The sequence below is a fragment of the Williamsia maris genome (assembly GCF_024171815.1).
Lineage (GTDB): Bacteria > Actinomycetota > Actinomycetes > Mycobacteriales > Mycobacteriaceae > Williamsia_A > Williamsia_A maris.
In genome coordinates this window covers 810,498-831,968 of sequence record NZ_JAMTCJ010000001.1, presented here as the reverse complement: position 1 = coordinate 831,968, position 21,471 = coordinate 810,498, and the positions used below count along the sequence as shown (strand labels likewise).

Here is a 21,471-nt window from a genome sequence, read left to right as displayed (position 1 = left end):
TGCGGATACGGTCGGTGGATGAGGCCGGTCGGGGTGGGCCAACCCCAGCGCGCGATCCGCACGACGCTGGCTCTGGCGCGCGCGTCGCACCCGGTCCCCGGTACCGCCGTGACCCTGCTGACCGTGGCGCTCGCACTGACGAACGGTGTGTCGGCACTCGTCTCGGTCGCCCTGGCGGTGGCGGTCTTCGCCGGACAGCTCGTGGTCGGCTGGACGAACGATCTGTTCGACCGCGGTCGCGACGTCCAGGTGGGCCGACCCGACAAGCCGTTGGCCGCGGGAGAACTGACACCACGTGCCGTCGCCGGGACCGCCGCGGTGTTCGGGGTCGTGTGCGTCGTGGCGTCCATGGCGTGCGGGGTCGCGGCGGGCTCGGTGCATCTGGTGCTCGGTGTCGGCGCGGGCCTGCTCTACAACGCCGGCGTGAAGTCGACCGTCTTCTCCGCGGTGCCCTATCTCGTCGCGTTCGGGTCACTGCCCGTCGTGGTCATGCTGGCAGCCGACCCCGGTCGGCTGCCGCCGGTGTGGATGGTGGTCGTGGCCGGACTGCTCGGGGTCGGCGCACATCTGCTCAACGTCTTCCCCGACCTCGACGACGACGAGGCCACCGGCGTACGCGGACTGCCGCATCGGCTGGGTCGTCGACGTATCCCGGGTGTGGCCGCCGTACTGCTGCTCGCGGCCACCGCGGTCTGCGTCGCCGCGACGAGTCCTTCGTGGATGCACTGGGTGGCGCTGGCCGCCGTGATCGCCATCATCGCGGCGACCGTGCGTGGTCGGGGGCGGACGCCGTTCTACGGCGCGATCGTCGTGGCCGGTGTCGACGCGGTCCTCGTCATCGTCAGCTGAAGTTCCTCCGAATGAACACGTTGTCATTCGCATTGTGAAGGAAATTCGATAGTCATCCTCACGGCGATGTGTTTCGTCGACAATTCCGCCCAAACCGACAGATTGATAAATTTGTTTCGATTTAACATCAGTAAATCCGATTTCGAATGATGTTACTTCACAACATGTTTGGCTCTCTGAATTTCGGCAAATTCAGTTGAGTTAACCGCGCCTTACTTGTGGATATCCCCCCGGCTGTGTTTACCGTTGAACACGGTCGGGAAACCCTTGGGGGGCGAAACGGAGACCATTGTGCCCCCTTCATCAGCTTCTTTCCTGCGAGCTCACGCCGGACGTTCCATCGTCGCCGTGACCGCGCTGTCGATGTTCGCGACGTTCGGTACGGCGACTCTCATCGCGCCTTCGGCTCCGCACTACGCCATCGTCAACGCGGCAGCGGTCGATCCGAACTCCGACACCGTCGGCATCTCCGACAACAACCTGCTGTTCTCCGCGACCGACCCCGCCGTCATCGCGAAGCATCTCGACGAGATGCAGGCGCTCGGTATCCAGGACATCCGGATCGCGGTCCCCTGGGCGACGACCGAGCCTGCGAACGGCCAATACAACTGGACGGCCATCGACAACATGGTCAACGCCGCCGACGCCCGCGGTATGGGCATCCTCGGCGTCGTCAACACGACGCCGGACTGGGCGCGTGCCGCAGGCACCGGCTACTACACGCCGCCGACGAACGCCGCCGACTATGGCGACTTCATGGGCGCCCTCGCCTCCCGCTACGCCGGGAAGATGTCGGACTTCGAGGTGTGGAACGAGCCCAACGCCTTCATCGGCTACTCGCCCGCACCCGATCCGTCCGGCTACACCGCGCTGCTCAAGGCCGCGTACCCGGCCATCAAGGCGGCGAACCCGTCGGCCACCGTCATCGGCGGCGTGCTCGGGTCCACGGTCACGTGGGGCAACTACACGCTGAACCCGGTCGATTTCGTGCAGCAGATGTACGCCGACGGCGCGGCCGGATACTTCGACGCGCTCTCGTTCCACCCGTACCAGAACACGACCGAGTTCTCGCAGGGCGCGAACCTCGCCAACTCGCCGCTCAACCAGGTCACCGACATCCACCAGTTGATGGTGGCCAACGGTGACGGGACGAAGCAGATCTGGTCGTCGGAGTACGGACTCCCGACCGGGATCGTTGGCGACCAGCAGCAGGCCGACTACATCAGCGACTTCCTGGACAACTGGAGCACGCTGTCGTACGCGGGCCCCGCGTTCCTGTACACGTTGCAGGACACCAACTCCGCCGACACCACCGATCCGGAGGCCACGTTCGGCGTCTACACCGACACGTGGACACCGAAACCCGCCGCGCAGGTCATCAGCGACTTCATCGCGCAGCACGGCACCCCGTCGGCGATGAAGCTCGCGGCGGCCACCGCGGTCGCCGACCAGTCGGCGCTCCCGACCACCGCGAGCCCCGCGCTCGCCATGGACGCCGCCGCGCAGACGGTCGCCGAGACCGTCGGCACGGCCATGCAGAACTACGTGCAGGCCATCTCCGACGCCATAGCGTCCGCTGCCGCGGATGCGGCCGATCAGGCTGCGGCACAGTCGGACACCGTCGCGACGGATCAGACGGCGGCCACGCAGGCGCCGACGACCGATGCGGCGCGCACGGAGTCGGCGACCACCGATCCTTCCGCGACCAGCCCGGCAGCAACGACCTCGACAACCGATACCACCGCAGCCACCACCGCACCGACGACGGCCACGGCGCCGACCGCCACCGCGACCGCCACGACCGACGCGGCTCGGACGGCCACCTCGACTGCCGACCCGACACCGTCGACGAGCGCGACCCCCGCTGCGCCGACCGATCCGGGAACGACGGAGACTCCCGGGACCACGGCGGTACCGACAACGCAGACTCCGGCCGAGACGGCCACCGCACCGAGCGGGGAGACCTCTTCATCGGCCGAGGCGACGACGCCCACAACGGATTCCGTCGACCCCGCGACCGCGGCCCCCACGGCGACAGCGCCCGCGACCGCAATGCCCGCACCGAGCGTGAACGCAACGCAGAGTGCCACCGCCACCGCCGAAGCGGCGTCGACCGGGAACGCGGCGTCGACCGGAGATGCGGCGGCCAGGGCGGCCGCCACCGGCTGACGGGACCTCAGTCCGCCGTCGAACGCCGATGGTCGTCGATCTCGCGCATGTGTTCTTCGGCCCAGGCTCGAACGACCGACAGTGGGCCGTCGAGGGACAGGCCGAGCGATGTCAGGCGATACCGAACAGCCGGCGGCGTCGACGGGGTGACCTCGCGGTCCACCAGGCCATCGGCCACGAGGCGCTGCAGGGTCTGCGAGAGCATCTTCTGACTGATGCCGGGAGTGGCCCGACGGAGTTCGGCGAACCGGGCGCCATCAGGGTGGCGTTCGGACAGCTGCTTGACGATCATCGATGTCCACTTGTCCCCGATGCGATCGAGGAGTTGACGGGTCGGGCAGGCGGGATCGAACAAATCTCCGACGGCACACGAGGCGGTGACCACGGGCTCACCACCTTCCTCCGAAGTGCCTTCTTGTGACGACCGCAACGGTCGCGAACCATGAGGGTAACCAATGGATACCTGATGAAGGCGAGTTACCGATATGTCTCAACCGGACGACGATTTCACCACGCAGATGATCGGAACGAACGGTGTGACGGTGGAGGTGGCCCTCGCCGGACCGGTCGACGGCGCACACGTTGTGCTGCTGCACGGATGGCCACACACCTGGGAAGTGTGGCGACCGGTGGGTCGAGTCCTCGCCCGGAACGGATTCCGGGTGATCGCGCCGAACCGACGCGGCATCGGTGGCGGCGACCGTCCACGCTTCGGCTACGACATGGCGACACTCGCCGCTGACGTCACCGGTCTCCTCGACGCCCTCGACGTCACCACCGCGAGCGTGGTCGGGATCGATGCCGGTGTCGCACCGGCGGTCCACGTCGGTCTGACAGCTCCCGACCGGGTCCATCGACTCGTGGTGATGGAAGGACTCCTGCCGGGACTGCCGGGGGCCGAGGCGTTCCTGTCCGCAGGCCCGCCGTGGTGGTTCGGATTCCATGCGGTGCCGGGACTCGCCGAGGCCGTGGTGGAAGGGCACGAGGCCGAGTACCTCAGCTGGTTTCTGCAGGGTCCGAGCGTGCGACACGACATCGGTGCGCAGGCGCGGTCCGCCTTCATCCGTGCCCACTCCGGAGCGGCGTCGCTACGGGCTGGATTCGAGACCTACCGTGTGGCAGAGCGCAACGCCGAACTGCTGTCCTCGGCACTGCAGACGCGCCGGCTGACCGCGCCCACACTTGCTGTGGCGGGCGGTGTCGTCGGAGAGGCGATCGGCGACCAACTGGTGTGCGTAGCCGACAACCTGTCCAGGGCGTCGATACCCGACTGCGGTCACATCATCCCGTTGGAGCAACCGGATGAACTGGCCGCCGCCCTCACCCGCTTCGTGGCCATCGCCGCCTGACCTCGGCGGGCACTCGGTCCCCGCACCGTCGGGAGTGAATCACCGTGCGCGACAGCCCACATTGCGATCAGTCTGATCGAAAATATTGACCAATTGCGGGCGCCAACATCGCCGCAGGTAGCTGCGGGAGGTGCTGGGGGCCTTGCCCCGTCGACCCAATCGTGACCCTCGGTAAATAGTGCCCGATCATGCGGCCGTTGGATACGTTCTCTTCACTCAACGCCCCACGTCCGGAGTCAGACGTCTCCGCGGCCGCGGCGCTCGATGATGCACCAATGACGGGAAGCCAGTGGATCTCTGGGGCTACATACACGGGCGGGTGGGGTTCCTCGCCTTCCTGACCTACCAACACGCGTCGCTCGCACTACAGACCCTGGTGGTGGGTTCGGTGATCGCGGTGGTCATCGCCGCCGCCGTCTACCGACTGCCGTTGGCCTCCGCGCTGACGCTGACGACGAGCCGCGTCGCACTGACGATCCCGTCGCTGGCGCTGCTCGCGCTGCTGATCGTGCCGTTCGGCCTCGGCGTCGTCCCGTCGTTCATCATGCTGGCGTTCTTCGCGGCGCTCCCCGTGATCGGCAACGCGATCGTCGGCCTGCGGTCGGTGCCCGCGACCGTGGTGGAGTCGGCCCAGGGGATCGGGTTGTCGCGCTGGCGGATCCTGCTCACCGTCGAGCTGCCCATCGCGTGGCCGATCATCCTCACCGGCATCCGCGTGTCGACGCAGATGATCGTCGGCGTGGCCGCGATCGTCGCCTACGTGCTCGGACCCGGACTCGGCTCCCTGATCTTCAACGGACTCTCACGACTCGGTGGCGCCAACGCTCTCGCGATGGCCCTCACCGGAACGATTCTCATCGTCATCATCGCCTTGGTGTTCGACGCACTGCTGGTGCTCCTCGGACGCCTCACGATTGCAAAGGGACTGTCATGACCGCAGCGAGCACCTCGCCGAACACCCCCGCGGGGGCCGGGAAGACAGAGCGTACGGTCACCGGCGCCACGATCCGACTCGACGGTGTCGTCAAGCAGTACAAGGGAACCGACGCACCGGCCGTGGAGAAGCTCGACCTGCAGCTCGACGCCGGCGACATCGTCGCTTTCGTCGGACCGTCGGGGTGTGGCAAGACCACGACGCTGAAGATGATCAACCGGCTCATCGAGCCCACGCAGGGTCGCATCTACATCGGCGACCGGGACGTGACGGGGGAGAACCCCGACAAGCTGCGGCAGTCCATCGGCTACGTCATCCAGTCGGGCGGCCTCTTCCCGCACTGGTCGGTGTCGAAGAACATCGGAGCGCTGCCCCGCGTGCTGGGCTGGGACAAGAAGAAGATCGCCGACCGCACCGAGTACCTGCTCGACCTGGTCGGACTCGACGCCGCGACCTTCGCCGACCGCCTGCCGAAGGACATGTCCGGCGGCCAGCAGCAGCGTGTCGGCGTGGCGCGGGCACTCGCCGCCGACCCGCCCGTGTTGCTGATGGACGAGCCGTTCGGCGCCGTCGACCCGATCACCCGGGTTCGGTTGCAGGACAGCCTCATCGCGATCCAGCACGAGCTGGGCAAGACCATCGCCATCGTGACCCACGACTTCGAGGAGGCGACGAAGCTCGGCGACAAGGTCTGCATCTTCTCCGAGGGTGGCCACGTCGAGCAGTTCGCAGCCCCCGAGGAGATCCTCGCCAACCCGGCGACGCCGTTCGTCGAGGAGTTCGTCGGCTCCGGCGCGACGCTCGCGCACCTCACGCTGTCGAGGGTCAAGGACGTGAACCACAACCCGGTGCTGACCGCCCGCGTCGGGCAGTCCTCGACCGAGGTGATCAACCAGGCCCGCGCCGAGGGCCACACCTGGGTCGTCGTCGTCAACGAGGACGGGACCCCGCGCGCGTGGCCGTCGCTCGACGAACTGAAGACCAAAGACGCCGTCTCCGACTACGTCGACCGTCGCCTGCCGACGGTGGCCCAGTCCGCCACGCTCAACGACGCGTTGGACTCGATGCTCGCCGCCAGTCAGGGCGGCGTGCTGGTCACCGACGGGCGCGGCGCGGTCAAGGGCGCCCTGACGATCGCCGTCGTGATGGACGTGATCCGCGGTCAGCTCGCGGACGCACGGTCCGACGAGGCGCAGACCTCCTACGCGAACTACCAGGACGGATCCGGCGAACCGGCCGATCCGACCTCGGCGTCATGAACCGGTTGCGCCGCATTCCGGTCGACGTCTGGTTCGAGCCGCTGATCATCATCGTCATCGGTGTCGGATACGCGATCTGGTACAACTCGACGACGTTCACCACGACCGAGAACGCCTCGCTGGCCTGGTCGACCCTGGAGTCGACCATCGTCGACCACATCAAGCTGACCCTGGTCTCCACGGTCATCGTGGTCGTGATCGCCATCCCGCTCGGGATCCTGCTCACGCGGGAGGCGGCCAAGTGGCTCAGCCCGATCGTGGTCAACATCGCCAACATCGGTCAGGCGGCTCCCGCCGTCGGCCTCATCGTGCTGTTCACGTTCTGGCTGGGCACCGGATTCCGCACCGCGGTACTGGGTCTGGTGGTCTACGCGATCCTGCCGATCCTGCAGAACACGATCATCGGGCTGCGTCAGGTCGACCAACGCACCATCGAGGCCTCCCGCGGTATCGGCTACTCGTCGTTCCGCACCCTGATCCAGGTCGAACTGCCGCTGGCCGTCCCGGTCATCCTCAACGGCGTCCGTACCGCGCTGGTGATCCTCGTCGGTACCGCCACGCTCAGCACCTTCATCGGCGCGACGAGCCTCGGCACCCTGATCACGACCGGTGTGACGTTGTTCCTACCGAAACTGCTCATCTCCGGCGCCATCCTGGTGGGCCTGCTGGCGATGACGATCGACTGGCTCGGACGACTGTTCGAACTCGTCGCAACCCCACGAGGAGTGGCATGACCTCGCGTCGTACAAGGACCACCGCAGCGATCGCGGTGCTCGCCGCGTCGTTGATGCTCGTCGCCGGATGTGGACTCGTCAGCTCCTCGGGCACGTTCACCAAGGGCTCGTTGGCCGACGGCCAGAAGCCGCTGGACGGCGCGAAGATCGTCGTCACCTCGAAGAGCTTCACCGAGGGCGTCCTGCTGGGCAAGATCACCGCCTCCTACCTCGCCTCTGCAGGCGCGGAGGTCACCGACCTGACCGGTGCACCCGGCTCGGCGTCCTCGCGTCAGGCGCAGCTCAACGGTGACGCCGACATCCTGTGGGAGTACACCGGTACCGGCTGGGTCACCTATCAGGGGCAGACCGAGACGATCGCGGATCCGACCGAACTGTGGCAGAAGGTCCGCGACATCGAGAAGAAGACCCACGACCTCGACTGGTTGCCGCCGGCGAACTTCAACGACACGTACGCCTTCGCGGCGTCGGGGCCCACGGCTGGGCGTCGCAAGGTGAAGTCGTTGTCCGATGTCGCGAAGCTGCCGGTCCGCGACCGCACGTTCTGCGTCGACGACGAGTTCTTCAGTCGCTCGGACGGATTCCTGCCGATGCTCGAGAAGTACGGGATCCCGTACAACTCACCCGACGGGGTGCCTGCAGGCAACGTGACCCGGATGGACGCCGGCGTCATCTACACGTCGGTGGCCAGGAGCGCGCCCTGCAACTTCGGCGAGGTCTACACCACCGACGGCCGGGTGAAGAACCTCAGCCTCACGGTGCTCGACGACGACAAGAAGTACTTCCTGCCCTACAGCGGGACTGCCGTCCTGCGGTCCTCGATCAACGAGAAGTACCCGGAGATCGCACCACTGATCGCCAAGATCTCCACGCGGTTGAACGACTCGCTGATGCAGGACCTCAACGGCAAGGTCGACATCGATGGTGAGGACCCGGCAACGGTCGCCTGGGACTGGCTGAAGAGCGAGAAGCTGGTCAGGTAGCCGAGGAGGTTCCGGCTGTCGTCGCCCTGCGGAACTCGGCCGCCAGGCGAGAGAACGTCGGTTCCACGCTCGGGTCGGCCGGCTGTTGATCGCGATGCCGGGCACGCAGTTCGTCGGTGAGCTGGTGCCAGACCTCGGGCCCTGCTGCCGCGGCGATCCGGAACCACAGCGCGATGGGCGCCGGTGACGAGGTGTGCGTCGCGCCCCACGCCCCGAGCTGGATCATCGCCGGCAGCAGGTCCACCCCACGGTCGGTGAGGCTGTAGACGATCTTCTGCTTGTGTCCGAGGTGCGGTGCCTTGGTGAGGATGTCGGCGTCGACAAGGGACTCGAGTCGGGTCGCGAGGACGTTGGACGCGATGCCCTCGGTGGAGTTCGCGAGCAGCTCACGGAACTGTCGACGGTCGCGAAAGATCATGTCGCGCAGAATCAGCAGCGTCCAGCGGTCCCCGACCAGTTCGAGTGACATGTTCAACGGGCACGCCGAGCGCGCAGTGGTGGCCATACCTCATCTCCCAACCGGTCGGGTGCGATGGCGACGCCACACTACGTACCCCGTACCCGTAGCGCAACCAGTTGCGAAAGAGGATCGGTATGGATAGCGTCCTCGCATGAGCGAAGCGATGCGCGACCGGTGACCGTGGTCGCGGACCCCGTGCGGACACGGCGGCCCGGTGTGATCCTCGGTGTTCTCTCGTTGGCGGCGTTCATGGCCAGCCTCGACGTCTTCATCGTCAACGTCGCGTTCGACGACATCGGGCGTGACTTCGACGGGGTCGGCCTGTCCGAGCTGTCCTGGATCCTCAACGCGTACACCATCATCTACGCCGCGCTGCTGGTGCCAGCGGGTCGACTTGCCGATCGTTACGGCCGCAAGGGGAGCTTCCTGTTCGGCCTGGCCCTGTTCGTGGTCGCGAGTGCAGCGTGTGCGGCCAGTGGCGGGATCTGGTGGCTGGTCGCGTTCCGTGCGGTGCAGGCCATCGGCGCGGCCATCCTCACCCCCGCGAGCCTCGGGCTGGTCGTGGCTGCGGCCCCGCCGGAGCTGCGGGCGAGGTCGGTACGGATCTGGGCGGCCACCGGCGCGCTCGCCGCGGCCCTGGGGCCCGCGGTGGGTGGGGTCCTCGTCGAGGCGTCGTGGCGCTGGGTGTTCCTGGTGAACGTGCCGATCGGTGTCGCCGCACTGGTCGCGGCCGCCGTGGTGGTTCCCCGTTCCCGCGACGAGAAGGTCACGCGCATCCCCGACGTGCTGGGCGCGGTGTTGCTGGCGATCGCGATCGCGGCGTTGACTTTGGCGTTGGTCGAGGGCACCACCTGGGGGTGGACCGACCCCAGGATCACCACGTCGTGGGTCATCGCGGCCGCCGCGCTGATCGGGTTCGTCCTCCGATCCGGTCGGCACCCCTCGCCGGTCATCGACCCGGCGCTGATGCGGGTGCGGGCGTTCTCGTTCGCCAACATCACCGCGGTGCTGTTCTCGGTACCGTTCGCCGCATCGCTCCTGACGAACATCCTCTGGATGCAACAGGTGTGGGACTACTCGGCGATCAAGACGGGGTTCGCGGTGGTCCCCGGACCGCTGATGGTCCCGCTGTTCACGATCGTGGGACACAAACTGGCGGCACGGGTCCCGGTCGGGGTGATCGTCGCCGCGGGGTGCTCTCTCATGGCGTGCAGCGCGGTGTTGGTCTCGCTACAGGTCGGCGCACAGCCCGACTACCTGACCGACCTCCTGCCCAGCCTGCTGATCGGTGGTGCCGGTATCGGTCTCGCCCTCCCCACCATCCTGTCGTCGGCCACCTCCGATCTGCCGCCGGCGCAGACCGCGACCGGTAGCGCGGTGGTCAACATGAGCAGGCAGATCGGCACGGCGCTCGGTGTCGCCCTGCTGGTTGCGGTGTTGGGGACACCGCGCGGATTCGACGAGGCGCATCCGGCGTTCCAGCACGCGTGGTGGGCGCTGGCCACCGTGGCCGTGCTGGCCGCGATCGTGGCGCCGGCGATGAGCCCTCCGCGCAGGCACGGAGATGCGAGGATCACGGCATGACGAACTCGCCATCACTCGACGATGCGGTCGCACTCGCCCGTGACGACAGCGGTCTCGCGGTGGTCGCCACGCTGCGTGCCGACGGCACGATCCAGTCCTCGGTGGTCAACCTCGGTCTGCTCGCCCACCCCGAGACGTCCGAGCCGGTGCTCGGGTTCGTCACGTACGGGACCGTGAAGTTGACCAACCTCCGCGCCCGCCCGCAGATCACCACGACGTTCCGTCAGGGGTGGAAGTGGGCGACCGTCGAGGGGACCGCTGAGATCGCGGGCCCCGACGATCCGCAGCCCTGGCTGGACGACGAACGACTGCGCATCCTGCGGCGCGAGGTGTTCACCGCGGCGGGCGGCACTCACGACGACTGGGACGCCTACGACCAGGTGATGGCCGAACAGCGTCGCGCGATCGTTCTCGTGCGGGTGGGGCGCGTCTACAGCAACTGACGGCGCGACATCGGCCCCGCGCCGCGGTCAAATCGACGACCGGGATGTCGTCATCGTGAATCAAACCCTGTTCGCCCCGTCCGCGTGGTGGATGAATGGGAAGCGATGAACTCACGATGTGATGGCGCGGTGCTCGGGTGAAGTTTCTGCTGATGACCCTGATCACCCACCAGCCCGATCCGATCACCGGTGTCCGGGAATCGCCCGCCGAGCGGCTTCGCCGGGTGATCGACACCGCGCGTCTCGGTGAGGAACTCGGCTACGACGGCTTCGCCGTCGGTGAGCGGCACGAGGATCCGTTCATCTCCTCGGTGCCACCGGTGGTGTTGAGCCACATCGCCGCGCTCACCGACCGGATCGCGTTGTTCACCGCGGTGACGACGCTGAGCCTGCTCGACCCGGTACGCGCCGTCGAGGACTACTCGACGCTCGACAACCTGTCCGGTGGTCGGCTCGAGCTGATCATCGGCAAGGGGAACGGTGCGGCGCAGGCCGAGCTGTTCCACGTCACCCCGGACGACCAGTGGGACCGCAACCGCGAGGGATATGACCTCTTCCGCGCGCTGTGGCGGAGTGACAGTGTCACGTGGAGCGGGCAGTTCCGACCGTCCCTGTCCGACGCGAAGGTCCTGCCCAGGCCGCTGCAGTCCGACATCCGGATCTGGCACGGCAGCGCGACGAGCACCGCCTCGGTGGAAGTGGCGGCGCGGCACGGGGACCCGGTGTTCTCGGCCAACGTCACCTACCCGATCGAGCCCTATGCGGAGCTGATCGACCACTACCGCCGCTCCTGGGCGGACAACGGGCACGACCCGGCCGACGCCCTCGTCGGCGCGGGCACCGCCGGGTTCTTCGTCGCCCCCACCTCGCAGGAGGCGCTGGCCGCCTACGAGCCGATCTTCGCCGCGCGGCACGCCTTCGCGCAGCGCACCGGACTGCCGGTCGTGTTCGGCGACCTCGCCGATTTCGTCGAGCGCAGTTCCGCCCTGATCGGCAGCCCGGAGCAGGTCATCGACAAGGTGGGCCGCTACCACGACCGTCTCGGGCACGAGATCACGCACCTGTCCGCCGACGGCGACGGACTGACCGCGCAGGACCACCGGCGCAGTGTCGAACTGTTCCAGTCCGACGTCGCCCCCGTCCTGCGGTCGCAGATCTCGAGCCGCCCCATCGGCTCGGCGTCGTTGGTGGGGATGTGATCGGCACGCGCCGGACGCGACTGGTCGCTGTCGGTGCGCTCGGTCTGATCACCGCCGTCGCGACGGCGTGCGCGGGCACCGGTGTCTCCGGTGACGACAGCGGTCCGCCCCAGCGCGGGGGCACCCTGAAGTACGGTCTCTCGCTGGCGCCGACCTGTGCCGATCCCGCGCAGTCGTCGAGCAATCAGACCATCTACGTGACCCGGCAGGTCGTCGACTCCCTGACCGATCAGAACCCGAAGACCGGCGAGATCGTCCCGTGGCTCGCGCAGAGCTGGCAGGTCGATCCCACCTCGCGCGAGTTCACCTTCCGCCTGCGCCCCGGAGTCACCTTCAGCGACGGCACCCCGGTCGACGCCACCGCGGTGCAGCGCACCTTCGACGCGATCGTGAAGAAGCTGGGCGGGGTGAAGGCGCCGTTGCCTGCGAGCTACCTCGCCGGGTACACCGGGACCACCGTCGTCGACCCCCTCACCGTGCGGGTCACGTTCGCCACCCCCAATGCGCAGTTCCTGCAGGCGTCGTCGACACCACAGCTCGGCATCCTCGCGGCGTCGACGAACGCGGAGTCGGCCGAGACCCGGTGCCAATCCGGGATCGTCGGGTCCGGGCCCTTCACCTACGCCGACTACCAGCAGGACCGCTCGGCCAAGCTGGTCCGCCGGGCCGGATATGCCTGGGGCTCGGCCGCGTTCGGACACACCGGGGAGCCGTATCTCGACGCCATCCAGTTCACCGTGGTCCCGGAGTCCGGTGTGCGCACCGGCAGTGTGTCCTCGGGTCAGCTCGACGCCGTGAGCGACGCGCTGCCGCAGGACGCGCCGTTGATCGAGAACACCGGCGGTTCCATCCGGACGACGCCGAATCCCGGTGTGACGTTCGGGATCCAACCCAACGTCTCGCGCGGGGTCCTCGCCGATCCGGCCGTGCGACGCGCGCTGATCCCGGCCATCGACCGCCAGGAACTCGTCGACACCGTCCTCGGCAAGGACTTCCTTCCCGCGACGGGTGTGCTGTCGGTCAAGACCCCGGGCTACCAGCGCTCTGCCGACGTGACCTTCGACCCCGAGCGCGCGAAATCGATACTGCAGCAGGCCGGCTGGACGCCGGGATCGGACGGGGTCCGGGAGAAGAACGGCACGCGTCTGAGCTTCTCCATCCTGTTCAGCGCGGTGTTCGCAGGCAACCAGACGATCCTCGAACTCGTGCAGCAGCAGCTGCGCAAGGTCGGGGTGGACGCGCAGCTCGACCTGGTGTCGCTACCCGAGTCGACATCGCGGCAGAACAGCGGCGACTTCGACGCCACGTACTACAACTCGACCCGTGGCGACGGTGACATCCTGCGGACGTCGTTCTCGGTGGATCAGAGAAACCTGAACCAGCAGCCCGCGCCGATCCCGGCGCTGGAGCAGGCATTCGTGGGGGAGCTGTCGACCACCGACGTCGCCGCGCGCAATCGCTTCTTCGCGCAGGCGCAGCAGCAGATCCTCGACGACGGCCTGTGGATCCCCACGATCGAGTTGTCCCAGGCGATCGGTGTTGGGCCGCGAGCGCACGCCGTCACCTTCGACGCGTCGGCCCGGCTGCAGTTCTACGACACCTGGGTGAACGGAGGCTGACGACATGGCCCGATATCTGATTCTGCGTGTGCTGCAGGCGATCGGCGTGCTGTGGGCGGCGTTCACGGTGTCGTTCATCGTGCTGTTCCTGCTGCCGTCGGACCCGGTCAGCTTGGCCGCCGAGGGCGGTGGCGCAGGCACGCCGGTCGACAAGGCGGCGATCGCCGAGCTGCAGGCCCGCTACGGCCTCGACCAGCCCGTGTGGGAGCAGTACTGGATGGCACTCACGCACGCCGTCCGCGGCGACCTCGGGTTCTCCATCTCGACCGGACAGACGGTGACCGGCGCCATCGCGGCCGCGATCCCGAGCACCCTCGCGCTCGCGACGACGGCCTTGGCCCTCGCCGTCGTCGGCGGCGGTCTGCTCGCATTCCTCGGTGTCTACACCCGCGTCCGCTGGCTGCGCACCCTGCTGCTGTCTCTGCCACCCCTCGGCGTGGCCGTCCCGACCTTCTGGGTCGGACTGATCCTGCTGCAGTGCTTCTCGTTCGGGCTCCCGGTGTTCCCGGCATTCGGCGATCGCACGCCGGCGGCGGTGGTGCTGCCCGCGATCACCCTGGCCATTCCGACCGGGGCAGTGATCGCGCAGGTACTGGCCAACTCGTTGATCTCGACCTGGCGTGAACCGTTCGTCGAGGTCGCGGCGACCAAGGGCGCGTCGCGCTGGTACATCCACACCCGGCACGTGTTCCGCCTCGCCACCGTGCCGACGCTGACCATCGCCGGCGTCCTCGTCGGCGAACTGCTGGCCGGGTCGGTGGTGGTCGAGACCGTGTTCGCGCGGGCCGGGGTGGGGCGGTTGACGCAGACATCGGTTCTGTCGCAGGACATCCCGGTCGTCCAGGGCGTCGTCGTGCTGACGTCGCTGGTGTACGTGGTCGTGACCCTGGCTGTTGACATCGTCTACCCGTTCATCGATCCGCGGATCATCGAGGGCAAGCGGAGTCGCCGCGAGTCCGCCACCACGAAGACCGAGGAGACGTCGGAGGAGGCTCATGTCTGACCATCTGGTGATCGATCCGCCCCGGCTCGACGAGCCGACACCGGCGCAACCGACGCGCCGCGTCCGGAGACCGTCGTTGTCGCAGTGGGGTGGGCGCGTGTCGGTGGCCCTGTCAGGTCTCGTGGTGCTCCTCGTCATCGGGTGGGCGTTGCTGCCGTCGCTGTTCGCGAGCGGCGATCCGCTCACCGGCACCCCACGTGACAAGTTGCAACCGCCGAGTGCGTCGCACTGGTTCGGGACCGACAACATCGGGCGCGACGTCTACACCCGCGTCGTCCACGGGTCGCAGTTGTCGCTGACCGCGACGCTGCTCGCCGTCGGCATCGCACTCGTCGTCGGGTCGCTGATCGGGCTGCTGGCCGGCGCGATCGGTGGAGCGGTCGATGCATTGCTGATGCGCGTCGTCGACGTGCTGCTGTCGATCCCGCTGCTGCTGCTGTCGCTGGCCCTGGTCACCGCTCTCGGGTTCGGCACCATCAACGTCGCGATCGCCGTCGGCGTGACCATGGTCGCGAGTTTCGCCCGGGTCATGCGTTCGGAGGTGCTGCGGGTGCGACGGGCTCCCTACGTCGAGGCGGCGTTCGCGGTCGGTTCGCGGTGGCCCCACGTCCTGATCCACCACATCCTGCGCAACTCGTATGCGCCCGTCATCGGTCTCGCCGCGGTCCAGTTCGGGATGGCGGTTCTCGCCGTGTCGGCCCTGAGCTTCCTGGGCTACGGCGCCAAACCGCCGACACCGGAATGGGGATCACTGGTGTCGGAGGGCCGGAACTATCTCGCGACCGCGTGGTGGTTGACCACCGTGCCCGGTCTGGTCATCATCGCCGTCGTGCTCAGCGCCCATCGCCTCGGTCGCGCCGTCCAGGAGCGTCGATCGTGACCCGCGAGCGCGAGCCGCTGCTGGTGATCAACGGGCTGCGGGTCGCCTACGGTGAGACCGAGGTCGTGCATGGTGTCGACCTCACCGTCGAGCGGGGTGAGGTCGTTGCGCTGGTCGGTGAATCCGGTTCGGGTAAGACAACTCTGGCGCACGCGGTGGTGGGACTCCTCCCGGCGGGCGGCGAGGTCGTCGGCGGAGAGATCCGGTTCGACGGCGAGCGCATCGACTCCGCGCCCGTGCGCCGACTGGAGAAACTACGCGGCTCGCACATCGGTGTCGTCCCGCAGGATCCGACGTCGGCACTCAACCCGGTGCGGCGCATCGGCGACCAGGTGGCCGAGATCCTGCGGATCCATGGTCGGGCCAACCGTCGTACCGCGGCCCTCGACGCGATCCGCATCCTGGACGAGGCGGGTATCGACCGCCCGGAGATCCGCGCCCGGCAGCACCCGTCGGAGCTGTCCGGTGGACAGCGGCAGCGCGTCCTCATCGGTATCGCGCTGGCGTGCTCGCCCGAGTTGGTGATCGCAGACGAGCCCACCAGCGCACTCGATGTCACCGTGCAGAAGCGGATTCTCGATCACCTCGACGAGCGTGTCGACTCCACCGGCGCTGCAGTCCTGTTCATCACCCACGACCTCGGGGTCGCGGCCGATCGGGCCGACCGCATCGTCGTGCTGCGTGACGGCGTCATCGTCGAGGACGGTCCGACGGCACAGATCCTGACCTCGCCGGCGCACGAGTACACCGCGCACCTGTTGGCCGCGGCTCCGAGTCTCTCTCAGCCGCGGACCCGTCGGACGGCGCCGCGGGTGGACGGATCGCCCCTGCTCTCGCTACAGGACGTGGGCAAGACGTTCCGGGCCGGTGGCGAGAAGCTCGTCGCGGTCGACAGTGTGTCACTGGAGATCCGGCGCGGGCAGACGGTGTCGCTGGTGGGGGAGAGCGGGTCGGGTAAATCGACCACCGCGCGCATCGCCGCGCGGCTCGAGACACCGACCACGGGATCGGTTCGGTTCGATGACACCGACATCAGCTCCGCGCGCGGCAAGCAGTTGCGGGACTTCCGTCGTCGGGTCCAGTTCGTGCACCAGAACCCGTATCTGTCGCTCGACCCGAGCCTCTCCGTCGGCGACATCGTCGCGGAGCCGTTGCGAGCCTTCGGTATCGGCGACCGGGCCGGTCGCCGGACGCGGGTCGCCGAACTCCTCGCAAGCGTGTCACTCTCGGGCGACGTCGCCGACCGTCGGCCCGCCCGCCTCTCCGGGGGGCAGCGTCAGCGCGTTGCGATCGCGCGGGCACTCGCGTTGGAGCCCGATCTGGTGATCCTCGATGAGCCCGTGTCCGCGCTCGACGTGTCGGTGCAGGCGACGATCCTCGAGCTGCTGGACGAGCTGCAACGCGACCTCGGGCTGACGTACCTGTTCATCTCGCACGATCTGGCCGTGGTCCGGCAGATCAGCGACGAGGTCGCGGTCATGCGGGGCGGGCAGATCGTCGAGCACGGTGAGGTGTCGTCGGTGTTCGATACGCCCACGCACCCGTACACCCGCGAGCTGCGCAGTGCCGTCCCCGGACAGGCGCGGACCACCACCGGCTGAGGCGTCGGCGGTCAGCGGTCAGCGGTCAGCGGTCAGACGAGCTGTCGCCGCATGATCAGCCGCGGCATCTTCGAGGCGACGGCGTCGGTCTGACCGACGACCTCGAAGCCGACGTTCTCGAACATCGATCGCGTACCCACGAACGCCATCGTCAGATCCATCCGGCCCGGCGGGTCGACCGGATACGTCTCCACCGCGGGTGCGCCGTGCGATGCCGCGAACTCGACCGCGCCCTCGATCAGTCTGCTGGTCACGTCCTGCTTGCGATGCCCGCTGCGCACGACGACGCAGATGATGCTCCAGACCGGCACGTCGTCGATGGGACGGATGAGCCGACTCTTGACCAGTCGCGGTATCTCCGATCGGGGCCCGATGTTGCACCAGCCAACAGGGACGCCGTCGCGATAGGCGACGACCCCGGGCGGGTGCTCACGTTCGGTGAGACGACGCATCGCCTGCTCACGACTCCCGTCGCCCAGTTCCTCGATCTCCGCGGGCTGGATCCGGTGCGACAGGCACCAGCAGTGCGTCGCGCGGCGATTCGGGTTGATCACGTCGGCGAAGTCATCGAAGCGGTCGGGGGTGACCGGATGCGTCTCCCAGGTCATGGGAACACAGTGGTCGATCACCCCCGGCTCCGCAACCATTCGGCCGGTTCACTCTGTGGAGTTGTCAAGGTGCTGATGCGGTCCCGCCTGGGCGGGCGCATGTATTCGGATGGTCTGGGTCAGGCGGCGACGGGATCGTCGAGTCGCATCGTTCGTCGGTTGTAGGCAGGAAGTCTTCGGCGTCTCGGGTCGACGCTCGCAGGTGGGATGAGCCAGGGATGGCGGTCGGGGCCCATGATGATGTCCCATCCCGCGTGGTGAACCGCGGTATGGCATGTACGGCACAGCAGGCAGCCGTTGTCGAGTGTTGTGGCTCCACCGTCGGCGTGGCGCTTGATGTGGTGCACATCGGTCCACGACGCGGGCCCGCCACATTTCACGCAGCATTGGTCGCGGACGTGGACGGCCTTACGAACCGCGCCGGTGAACAACCGCTTCGTGATCGAGATGTCCAGTGGCACCCCGTTGATGTCGAGGCCGACTGACGTCACGCCCGCGTCGCAGGCGGCCAATCGCGCGGTGCGGTCGGTGATCGGCCCCATCCACTGCAGGCGGGCGGCGTCGCCGCCGGTACCCTCCGCGCCCAGCGGAAGGGTCACGATCACCTCGGTACGTGGCGGGGCGGACAACGCATCCGGCGCCAGACCGCGGACTCCGCACTCGAGCAGCTGGGCGAAGGCGTCCGCGCGACGACGACCGATCGGACGAAGGTCGTCGGACCCGTTGGGCTCGGGGCGCGGGCGAGATGCGGTGTCGAGCGCGGTTATCAATCGTTCCCCGGTCAGTGCGTCCAGATCGAACATGCCGTGCAAACGGCCGTCACCGGTCTGATTCCACCCCAGCTCGTTCATCGTCGAGTCCTCCGCGGACGGCAGTCGGTCGGGGGCCTCGTCATTCCCCGGATCGTCCCGCTGCGCAGTTCTCTCGATGGCAATCGCACGTGCGTGCTCGACGATCTCCGCGGGTGCCATCCCGGCGATGGCGCGTCCGATCAGACTGCCCTCGAGTTGATCGATCGCAGCGGAGTCGACGGGTTCTCCGGTTCGGTGGGCCACGTGCTCGACTCCCCGTGCGACGGCATCGAGATGTTCCGCGGACAGGCTCCCGTCACGACTGTGCCGCGCCAGCCGTTGCAGTACCTGGATCGCCCGACCGAGTCGGATCAACCGGGCTGCGACCGCGGGCGCGACACCATTGGTACACAACCACTCCCGTAGCGACATCCCCGCCCGTTTCGACAGCCCGACCCGCTCGGCCTGGGCGGTCAACCTCGCCATGAGGTCGTCAGCGACCGCACGTAACGCGACCGCACCCCTGAGCGAATCCACGATCAGATCGTCTACGTCGTCGACAACTGTTTCCCTGCAACCGTATTGATCGACCAGATCGTTGGCGATCTCGATCAGCGTCCCCCGACTCATGACTCCATCGTACACATGTTCGAACGGAGTGCAAGGGTTGATTTCAGTGAATGTTGTTGAACGTGAGTGAATTTCGGTGATGAGCCCGAAACGCGCAACAGGCTACACCCAAGCCCCGACAACGCAGGCAGACAAGCAGGGGTTGTCCACAGGGGCTTGCGCAGCTTCAGGTGCCGGCGTGGCCGCCCAGGCCGGCGATGGTCTCTCGCTGTACGTTCTTGCCCAGCAGATCGGTCTGGGTCACCACCACTTCGGTTGCGCCGGCATCGAAGTAGCGCCGGATACCGGCCCGGACATGCTCGGCCGATCCGACCAGGACGAGGTCGGCCGCGCTCTCGAGACCCTCGGCGGCCACCACTTTCTGGTACGACGGGATGGCGTCGTAGAACGACATCGACGTCGCGGCCGCGGATCGCCCGGCCTCGATGTCGTCGGTGACTACCGCGGCGACGAACGCGATCACGCGGACCGACGGCCGACCGGCGTCCTGGGCGGCATGATCAACCGTGGGGATGATCTGTTCGTCGAGGGTGCGCGGACCGGCGAGGAACGGCAGGATCCCGTCCGCGAGCTCGCCACTGGCGCGTAATGCCCTGGGACCCATGGCCGCGACCAACAGCGGCAGGTCCGTTCCCGCGCCGCCGACCGTCGTCGACAGCGGCGGGGCGGCGGTGATCAGTTCGCCGTGGTGGTCGGCGGTCCCGGTCTGCACGAGCGAGCGTGCAACGGTCAGGAACTCGCGAACACGGTCGACCGGTCGCTCGTAGGGGATGCCGAAGGCGGCCTCGACCAGATGCGGTGCCCCGAGCGCCAACCCGAGCTGGAACCGTCCGCCCGTCGCGGCCTGCACCGTCTGCGCCTGCGACACGACCAGCAGCGGATGCCGGCCGAAGATGGGCACCGCCGACGTGCCGACGGTCAGCGACGGGACCTCGCGACCGACGACGCCGGCAAGGGTGATGGCGTCGTAGTCGAGGCGCTGACCGAACCACGCCGAGCCGAAGCCGGCCTCGGCTGCTTCACGGGCCAGCGCCACGGTGGAGTCGACCGCGTTGGCGGTACCTGACGGATTGAGAGCCACGCCCAGGGTCATGCGGGGTCCAACCACGCGTGGCGACGGGGGATTCCGGCTCCGCGGCGTTCCGATCACGGTGGTTTCAGATGCGGACCCACGCCGTCAGGCGATGGTGATCGCCCGTTCCGGGCAGTGCTCGGCGGCCTTCACCGCTCGGCGCTGCTGCCCCTTCGAGGGACGGGCCTGCGCCACGTCGGCCGTCCCGTCGTCGCGTCGGGTGAACACGCGCGGCGCCAGCAGCGTGCACTGCCCGCTGCCGATGCACGCGCCAGAAACGATCGTGACGTCCAAGTCCTCGGCCTCTCACATGGGTGGAGGTCGATTGCAACCGAGATCAGGCGTGCGGAGAAGGGTTACGACGAGTGAGGTCGTAAGTCGGACGCCGACTCAGTCCTCGTCGTCGGTGGTGCTGTTCTCGCGGGTGGCCATGCCACCATGACCGCCGTGGTCGGCCGGGCCCGGCGGGTTCTTCTCGACGTCGTCGGGATCGGACGGGTGGTCGGAGCGATTGTCGGTCATCGCGTGATGTTACGCGTCGTCGGCGCTGGTCCGAGGGAGCTTTTCGCCGGCCCGGATCGCGGTCGCGAGCCGGTTCCCCGCAGGGGGCAGCGGGCACAGGTAGTGGGCCGTGAACGTGCTCGGCGGCAGGTAGGCACGGTTGAAGTCGATCGAGACCCTGCCCTGGTCATCGGGCGCCGTCGTGGTCACGAACCGGAACCGGGCGGTCTCCGACCCGCTCGTCGTGTCGCTGAACGAGACCTGCAGGCCGCCGTCCGCCTGCGGGAACGCCGCGAGGGAATGCGTCTCGCCGTCGAGCTCCACCTCGATGCGGCCTGCGAGCGGATCGTCAAGGACCGCGCCGTCGGCGTGGTCGATGGTGATGGTCGCGCCGGCGTCGGCAGGGGCGAACCGACCCTGCACCACCCAGGCCGGATCGGGTTCGTAGGCGTCGATGTCGACGAGCGCGGACCGCGTCTCGGCGGCGGGGTCGACGACGCGGATGGCCACGTCATCACCCCGGGACAACACCCGTACCTCGAGGTCCGTCTCGCCGAGACGCCACGCCGTACCGACCTCGAGGTCGAGGGGCGCGCCGACGACATCGGTTCCTACGACTCGACCGTCGCGCACCGACCACCGGCCCGGGACGCCGGGGTATTCGGCGGGTTCGGCACCGAGCCAATGCGTCCCTGTGACCGCAGCAAGGCCGTAGGCGGCCTTCGCGGCACCGACCCGCTGGGCATGCCAGCGCTGCCAGTCGGTGGTGAAGGTGTCGGTGTCCTGGGTGATCGTCACGGTCA

At 68.0% G+C, this 21,471-nt stretch carries 22 protein-coding genes; 14 read left to right on the top strand and 8 right to left on the bottom strand.

The genetic code is table 11. The features are described from left to right. The first annotated feature begins 18 nt into the window (after nt 1-18). Together LX13_RS03920 and LX13_RS03915 are read left to right on the top strand one after the other, a co-directional pair. The gene (locus tag LX13_RS03920; RefSeq protein ID WP_253659975.1) at nt 19-849 is read left to right on the top strand and encodes a UbiA family prenyltransferase; all 831 of its coding nucleotides are present in this window, start codon (nt 19-21) and stop codon (nt 847-849) included. 348 nt (nt 850-1,197) lie between these two features. Continuing rightward, nucleotides 1,198-3,018, top strand: a complete 1,821-nt coding sequence (locus LX13_RS03915) for a cellulase family glycosylhydrolase (protein ID WP_253659974.1) — start codon at nt 1,198-1,200, stop codon at nt 3,016-3,018. Nucleotides 3,019-3,025: 7 nt separating this feature from the next. On the opposite strand, the gene LX13_RS03910 is transcribed toward LX13_RS03915, so the two are convergent. Further along, on the bottom strand, nt 3,026-3,403 hold the full coding sequence (locus LX13_RS03910) for a winged helix-turn-helix transcriptional regulator (protein ID WP_253659973.1): 378 nt from the start codon (nt 3,401-3,403) through the stop codon (nt 3,026-3,028). 100 nt (nt 3,404-3,503) lie between these two features. On the opposite strand from LX13_RS03910, the gene LX13_RS03905 reads away from it, so the two are divergent. The 5 genes from LX13_RS03905 to LX13_RS03885 all read left to right on the top strand — a co-directional run bounded on the left by LX13_RS03905 (nt 3,504) and on the right by LX13_RS03885 (nt 8,277). Then, on the top strand, nt 3,504-4,367 hold the full coding sequence (locus LX13_RS03905; protein ID WP_253659972.1) for an alpha/beta fold hydrolase: 864 nt from the start codon (nt 3,504-3,506) through the stop codon (nt 4,365-4,367). A gap of 289 nt (nt 4,368-4,656) precedes the next feature. Further along, complete coding sequence (locus LX13_RS03900) at nt 4,657-5,301, top strand: ABC transporter permease (protein ID WP_253659971.1); 645 nt, start codon at nt 4,657-4,659, stop codon at nt 5,299-5,301. Further along, nucleotides 5,298-6,560: an ABC transporter ATP-binding protein gene (locus LX13_RS03895; RefSeq protein WP_253659970.1), complete on the top strand. Its 1,263-nt coding sequence runs from the start codon at nt 5,298-5,300 to the stop codon at nt 6,558-6,560. Before LX13_RS03900 ends, LX13_RS03895 begins: the two co-directional genes overlap by 4 nt. Then, nucleotides 6,557-7,294, top strand: a complete 738-nt coding sequence (locus LX13_RS03890; protein WP_253659969.1) for an ABC transporter permease — start codon at nt 6,557-6,559, stop codon at nt 7,292-7,294. Before LX13_RS03895 ends, LX13_RS03890 begins: the two co-directional genes overlap by 4 nt. Then, nucleotides 7,291-8,277, top strand: a complete 987-nt coding sequence (locus LX13_RS03885; RefSeq protein ID WP_253659968.1) for a glycine betaine ABC transporter substrate-binding protein — start codon at nt 7,291-7,293, stop codon at nt 8,275-8,277. The genes LX13_RS03890 and LX13_RS03885 overlap by 4 nt, the downstream gene beginning before the upstream one ends. On the opposite strand, the gene LX13_RS03880 is transcribed toward LX13_RS03885, so the two are convergent. Further along, nucleotides 8,270-8,782: a winged helix-turn-helix transcriptional regulator gene (locus LX13_RS03880; protein ID WP_253659967.1), complete on the bottom strand. Its 513-nt coding sequence runs from the start codon at nt 8,780-8,782 to the stop codon at nt 8,270-8,272. The two genes, LX13_RS03885 and LX13_RS03880, sit on opposite strands and share 8 nt — an antisense overlap. A gap of 129 nt (nt 8,783-8,911) precedes the next feature. Here LX13_RS03880 and LX13_RS03875 point away from each other — a divergent pair, with 129 nt between their 5' ends. The 7 genes from LX13_RS03875 (at nt 8,912) to LX13_RS03845 (ending at nt 17,066) form a co-directional block, all read left to right on the top strand. Further along, nucleotides 8,912-10,321, top strand: a complete 1,410-nt coding sequence (locus tag LX13_RS03875) for an MFS transporter (protein ID WP_253659966.1) — start codon at nt 8,912-8,914, stop codon at nt 10,319-10,321. Continuing rightward, nucleotides 10,318-10,764, top strand: coding sequence for a TIGR03618 family F420-dependent PPOX class oxidoreductase (locus tag LX13_RS03870; protein ID WP_253659965.1), 447 nt, complete (start codon nt 10,318-10,320; stop codon nt 10,762-10,764). Before LX13_RS03875 ends, LX13_RS03870 begins: the two co-directional genes overlap by 4 nt. Nucleotides 10,765-10,901: 137 nt before the next feature. Next, nucleotides 10,902-11,963 carry an LLM class flavin-dependent oxidoreductase gene (locus tag LX13_RS03865; protein WP_253659964.1) on the top strand — a complete coding sequence of 354 codons (1,062 nt, stop codon included), beginning with the start codon at nt 10,902-10,904 and terminating at the stop codon, nt 11,961-11,963. Beyond that, the gene (locus LX13_RS03860) at nt 11,963-13,582 is read left to right on the top strand and encodes an ABC transporter substrate-binding protein (RefSeq protein WP_372499853.1); all 1,620 of its coding nucleotides are present in this window, start codon (nt 11,963-11,965) and stop codon (nt 13,580-13,582) included. The genes LX13_RS03865 and LX13_RS03860 overlap by 1 nt, the downstream gene beginning before the upstream one ends. A gap of 4 nt (nt 13,583-13,586) precedes the next feature. Further along, nucleotides 13,587-14,585, top strand: a complete 999-nt coding sequence (locus LX13_RS03855; protein WP_253659963.1) for an ABC transporter permease — start codon at nt 13,587-13,589, stop codon at nt 14,583-14,585. Continuing rightward, nucleotides 14,578-15,465: an ABC transporter permease gene (locus tag LX13_RS03850; RefSeq protein ID WP_253659962.1), complete on the top strand. Its 888-nt coding sequence runs from the start codon at nt 14,578-14,580 to the stop codon at nt 15,463-15,465. Before LX13_RS03855 ends, LX13_RS03850 begins: the two co-directional genes overlap by 8 nt. Further along, nucleotides 15,462-17,066, top strand: a complete 1,605-nt coding sequence (locus LX13_RS03845) for a dipeptide ABC transporter ATP-binding protein (RefSeq protein ID WP_253659961.1) — start codon at nt 15,462-15,464, stop codon at nt 17,064-17,066. The genes LX13_RS03850 and LX13_RS03845 overlap by 4 nt, the downstream gene beginning before the upstream one ends. 32 nt (nt 17,067-17,098) lie before the next feature. On the opposite strand, the gene LX13_RS03840 is transcribed toward LX13_RS03845, so the two are convergent. The 6 genes from LX13_RS03840 to LX13_RS03820 all read right to left on the bottom strand — a co-directional run bounded on the left by LX13_RS03840 (nt 17,099) and on the right by LX13_RS03820 (nt 21,466). Next, a complete protein-coding gene (locus tag LX13_RS03840) occupies nt 17,099-17,674 on the bottom strand; it encodes a GNAT family N-acetyltransferase (protein ID WP_253659960.1) in 576 nt (191 codons plus the stop codon). Between the two features lie 119 nt (nt 17,675-17,793). Next, on the bottom strand, nt 17,794-19,095 hold the full coding sequence (locus LX13_RS03835; RefSeq protein WP_253659959.1) for an HNH endonuclease: 1,302 nt from the start codon (nt 19,093-19,095) through the stop codon (nt 17,794-17,796). 166 nt (nt 19,096-19,261) lie between these two features. After that, a complete protein-coding gene (locus LX13_RS03830; RefSeq protein ID WP_253659958.1) occupies nt 19,262-20,188 on the bottom strand; it encodes a TIGR03564 family F420-dependent LLM class oxidoreductase in 927 nt (308 codons plus the stop codon). Between the two features lie 84 nt (nt 20,189-20,272). After that, nucleotides 20,273-20,461: a ferredoxin gene (locus tag LX13_RS03825; protein WP_253659957.1), complete on the bottom strand. Its 189-nt coding sequence runs from the start codon at nt 20,459-20,461 to the stop codon at nt 20,273-20,275. A 96-nt stretch (nt 20,462-20,557) separates the two neighbouring features. Next, nucleotides 20,558-20,689, bottom strand: a complete 132-nt coding sequence (locus LX13_RS23155; RefSeq protein ID WP_301300489.1) for a hypothetical protein — start codon at nt 20,687-20,689, stop codon at nt 20,558-20,560. Between the two features lie 9 nt (nt 20,690-20,698). Further along, nucleotides 20,699-21,466, bottom strand: coding sequence for a DUF1684 domain-containing protein (locus LX13_RS03820; protein WP_253659956.1), 768 nt, complete (start codon nt 21,464-21,466; stop codon nt 20,699-20,701). Nucleotides 21,467-21,471 lie beyond the last annotated feature (5 nt).

Bases quoted from the DNA above. Each gene is read 5' to 3' on its own strand.
- LX13_RS03920 (WP_253659975.1), top strand. From the start codon at position 19: ATGAGGCCGGTCGGGGTGGGCCAACCCCAGCGCGCGATCCGCACGACG.
- LX13_RS03905 (WP_253659972.1), top strand. From the start codon at position 3,504: ATGTCTCAACCGGACGACGATTTCACCACGCAGATGATCGGAACGAAC.
- LX13_RS03895 (WP_253659970.1), top strand. From the start codon at position 5,298: ATGACCGCAGCGAGCACCTCGCCGAACACCCCCGCGGGGGCCGGGAAG.
- LX13_RS03890 (WP_253659969.1), top strand. From the start codon at position 6,557: ATGAACCGGTTGCGCCGCATTCCGGTCGACGTCTGGTTCGAGCCGCTG.
- LX13_RS03885 (WP_253659968.1), top strand. From the start codon at position 7,291: ATGACCTCGCGTCGTACAAGGACCACCGCAGCGATCGCGGTGCTCGCC.
- LX13_RS03880 (WP_253659967.1), bottom strand. From the start codon at position 8,782: ATGGCCACCACTGCGCGCTCGGCGTGCCCGTTGAACATGTCACTCGAA.
- LX13_RS03870 (WP_253659965.1), top strand. From the start codon at position 10,318: ATGACGAACTCGCCATCACTCGACGATGCGGTCGCACTCGCCCGTGAC.
- LX13_RS03855 (WP_253659963.1), top strand. From the start codon at position 13,587: ATGGCCCGATATCTGATTCTGCGTGTGCTGCAGGCGATCGGCGTGCTG.
- LX13_RS03850 (WP_253659962.1), top strand. From the start codon at position 14,578: ATGTCTGACCATCTGGTGATCGATCCGCCCCGGCTCGACGAGCCGACA.
- LX13_RS03840 (WP_253659960.1), bottom strand. From the start codon at position 17,674: ATGACCTGGGAGACGCATCCGGTCACCCCCGACCGCTTCGATGACTTC.
- LX13_RS03835 (WP_253659959.1), bottom strand. From the start codon at position 19,095: ATGAGTCGGGGGACGCTGATCGAGATCGCCAACGATCTGGTCGATCAA.
- LX13_RS03830 (WP_253659958.1), bottom strand. From the start codon at position 20,188: ATGACCCTGGGCGTGGCTCTCAATCCGTCAGGTACCGCCAACGCGGTC.
- LX13_RS23155 (WP_301300489.1), bottom strand. From the start codon at position 20,689: ATGACCGACAATCGCTCCGACCACCCGTCCGATCCCGACGACGTCGAG.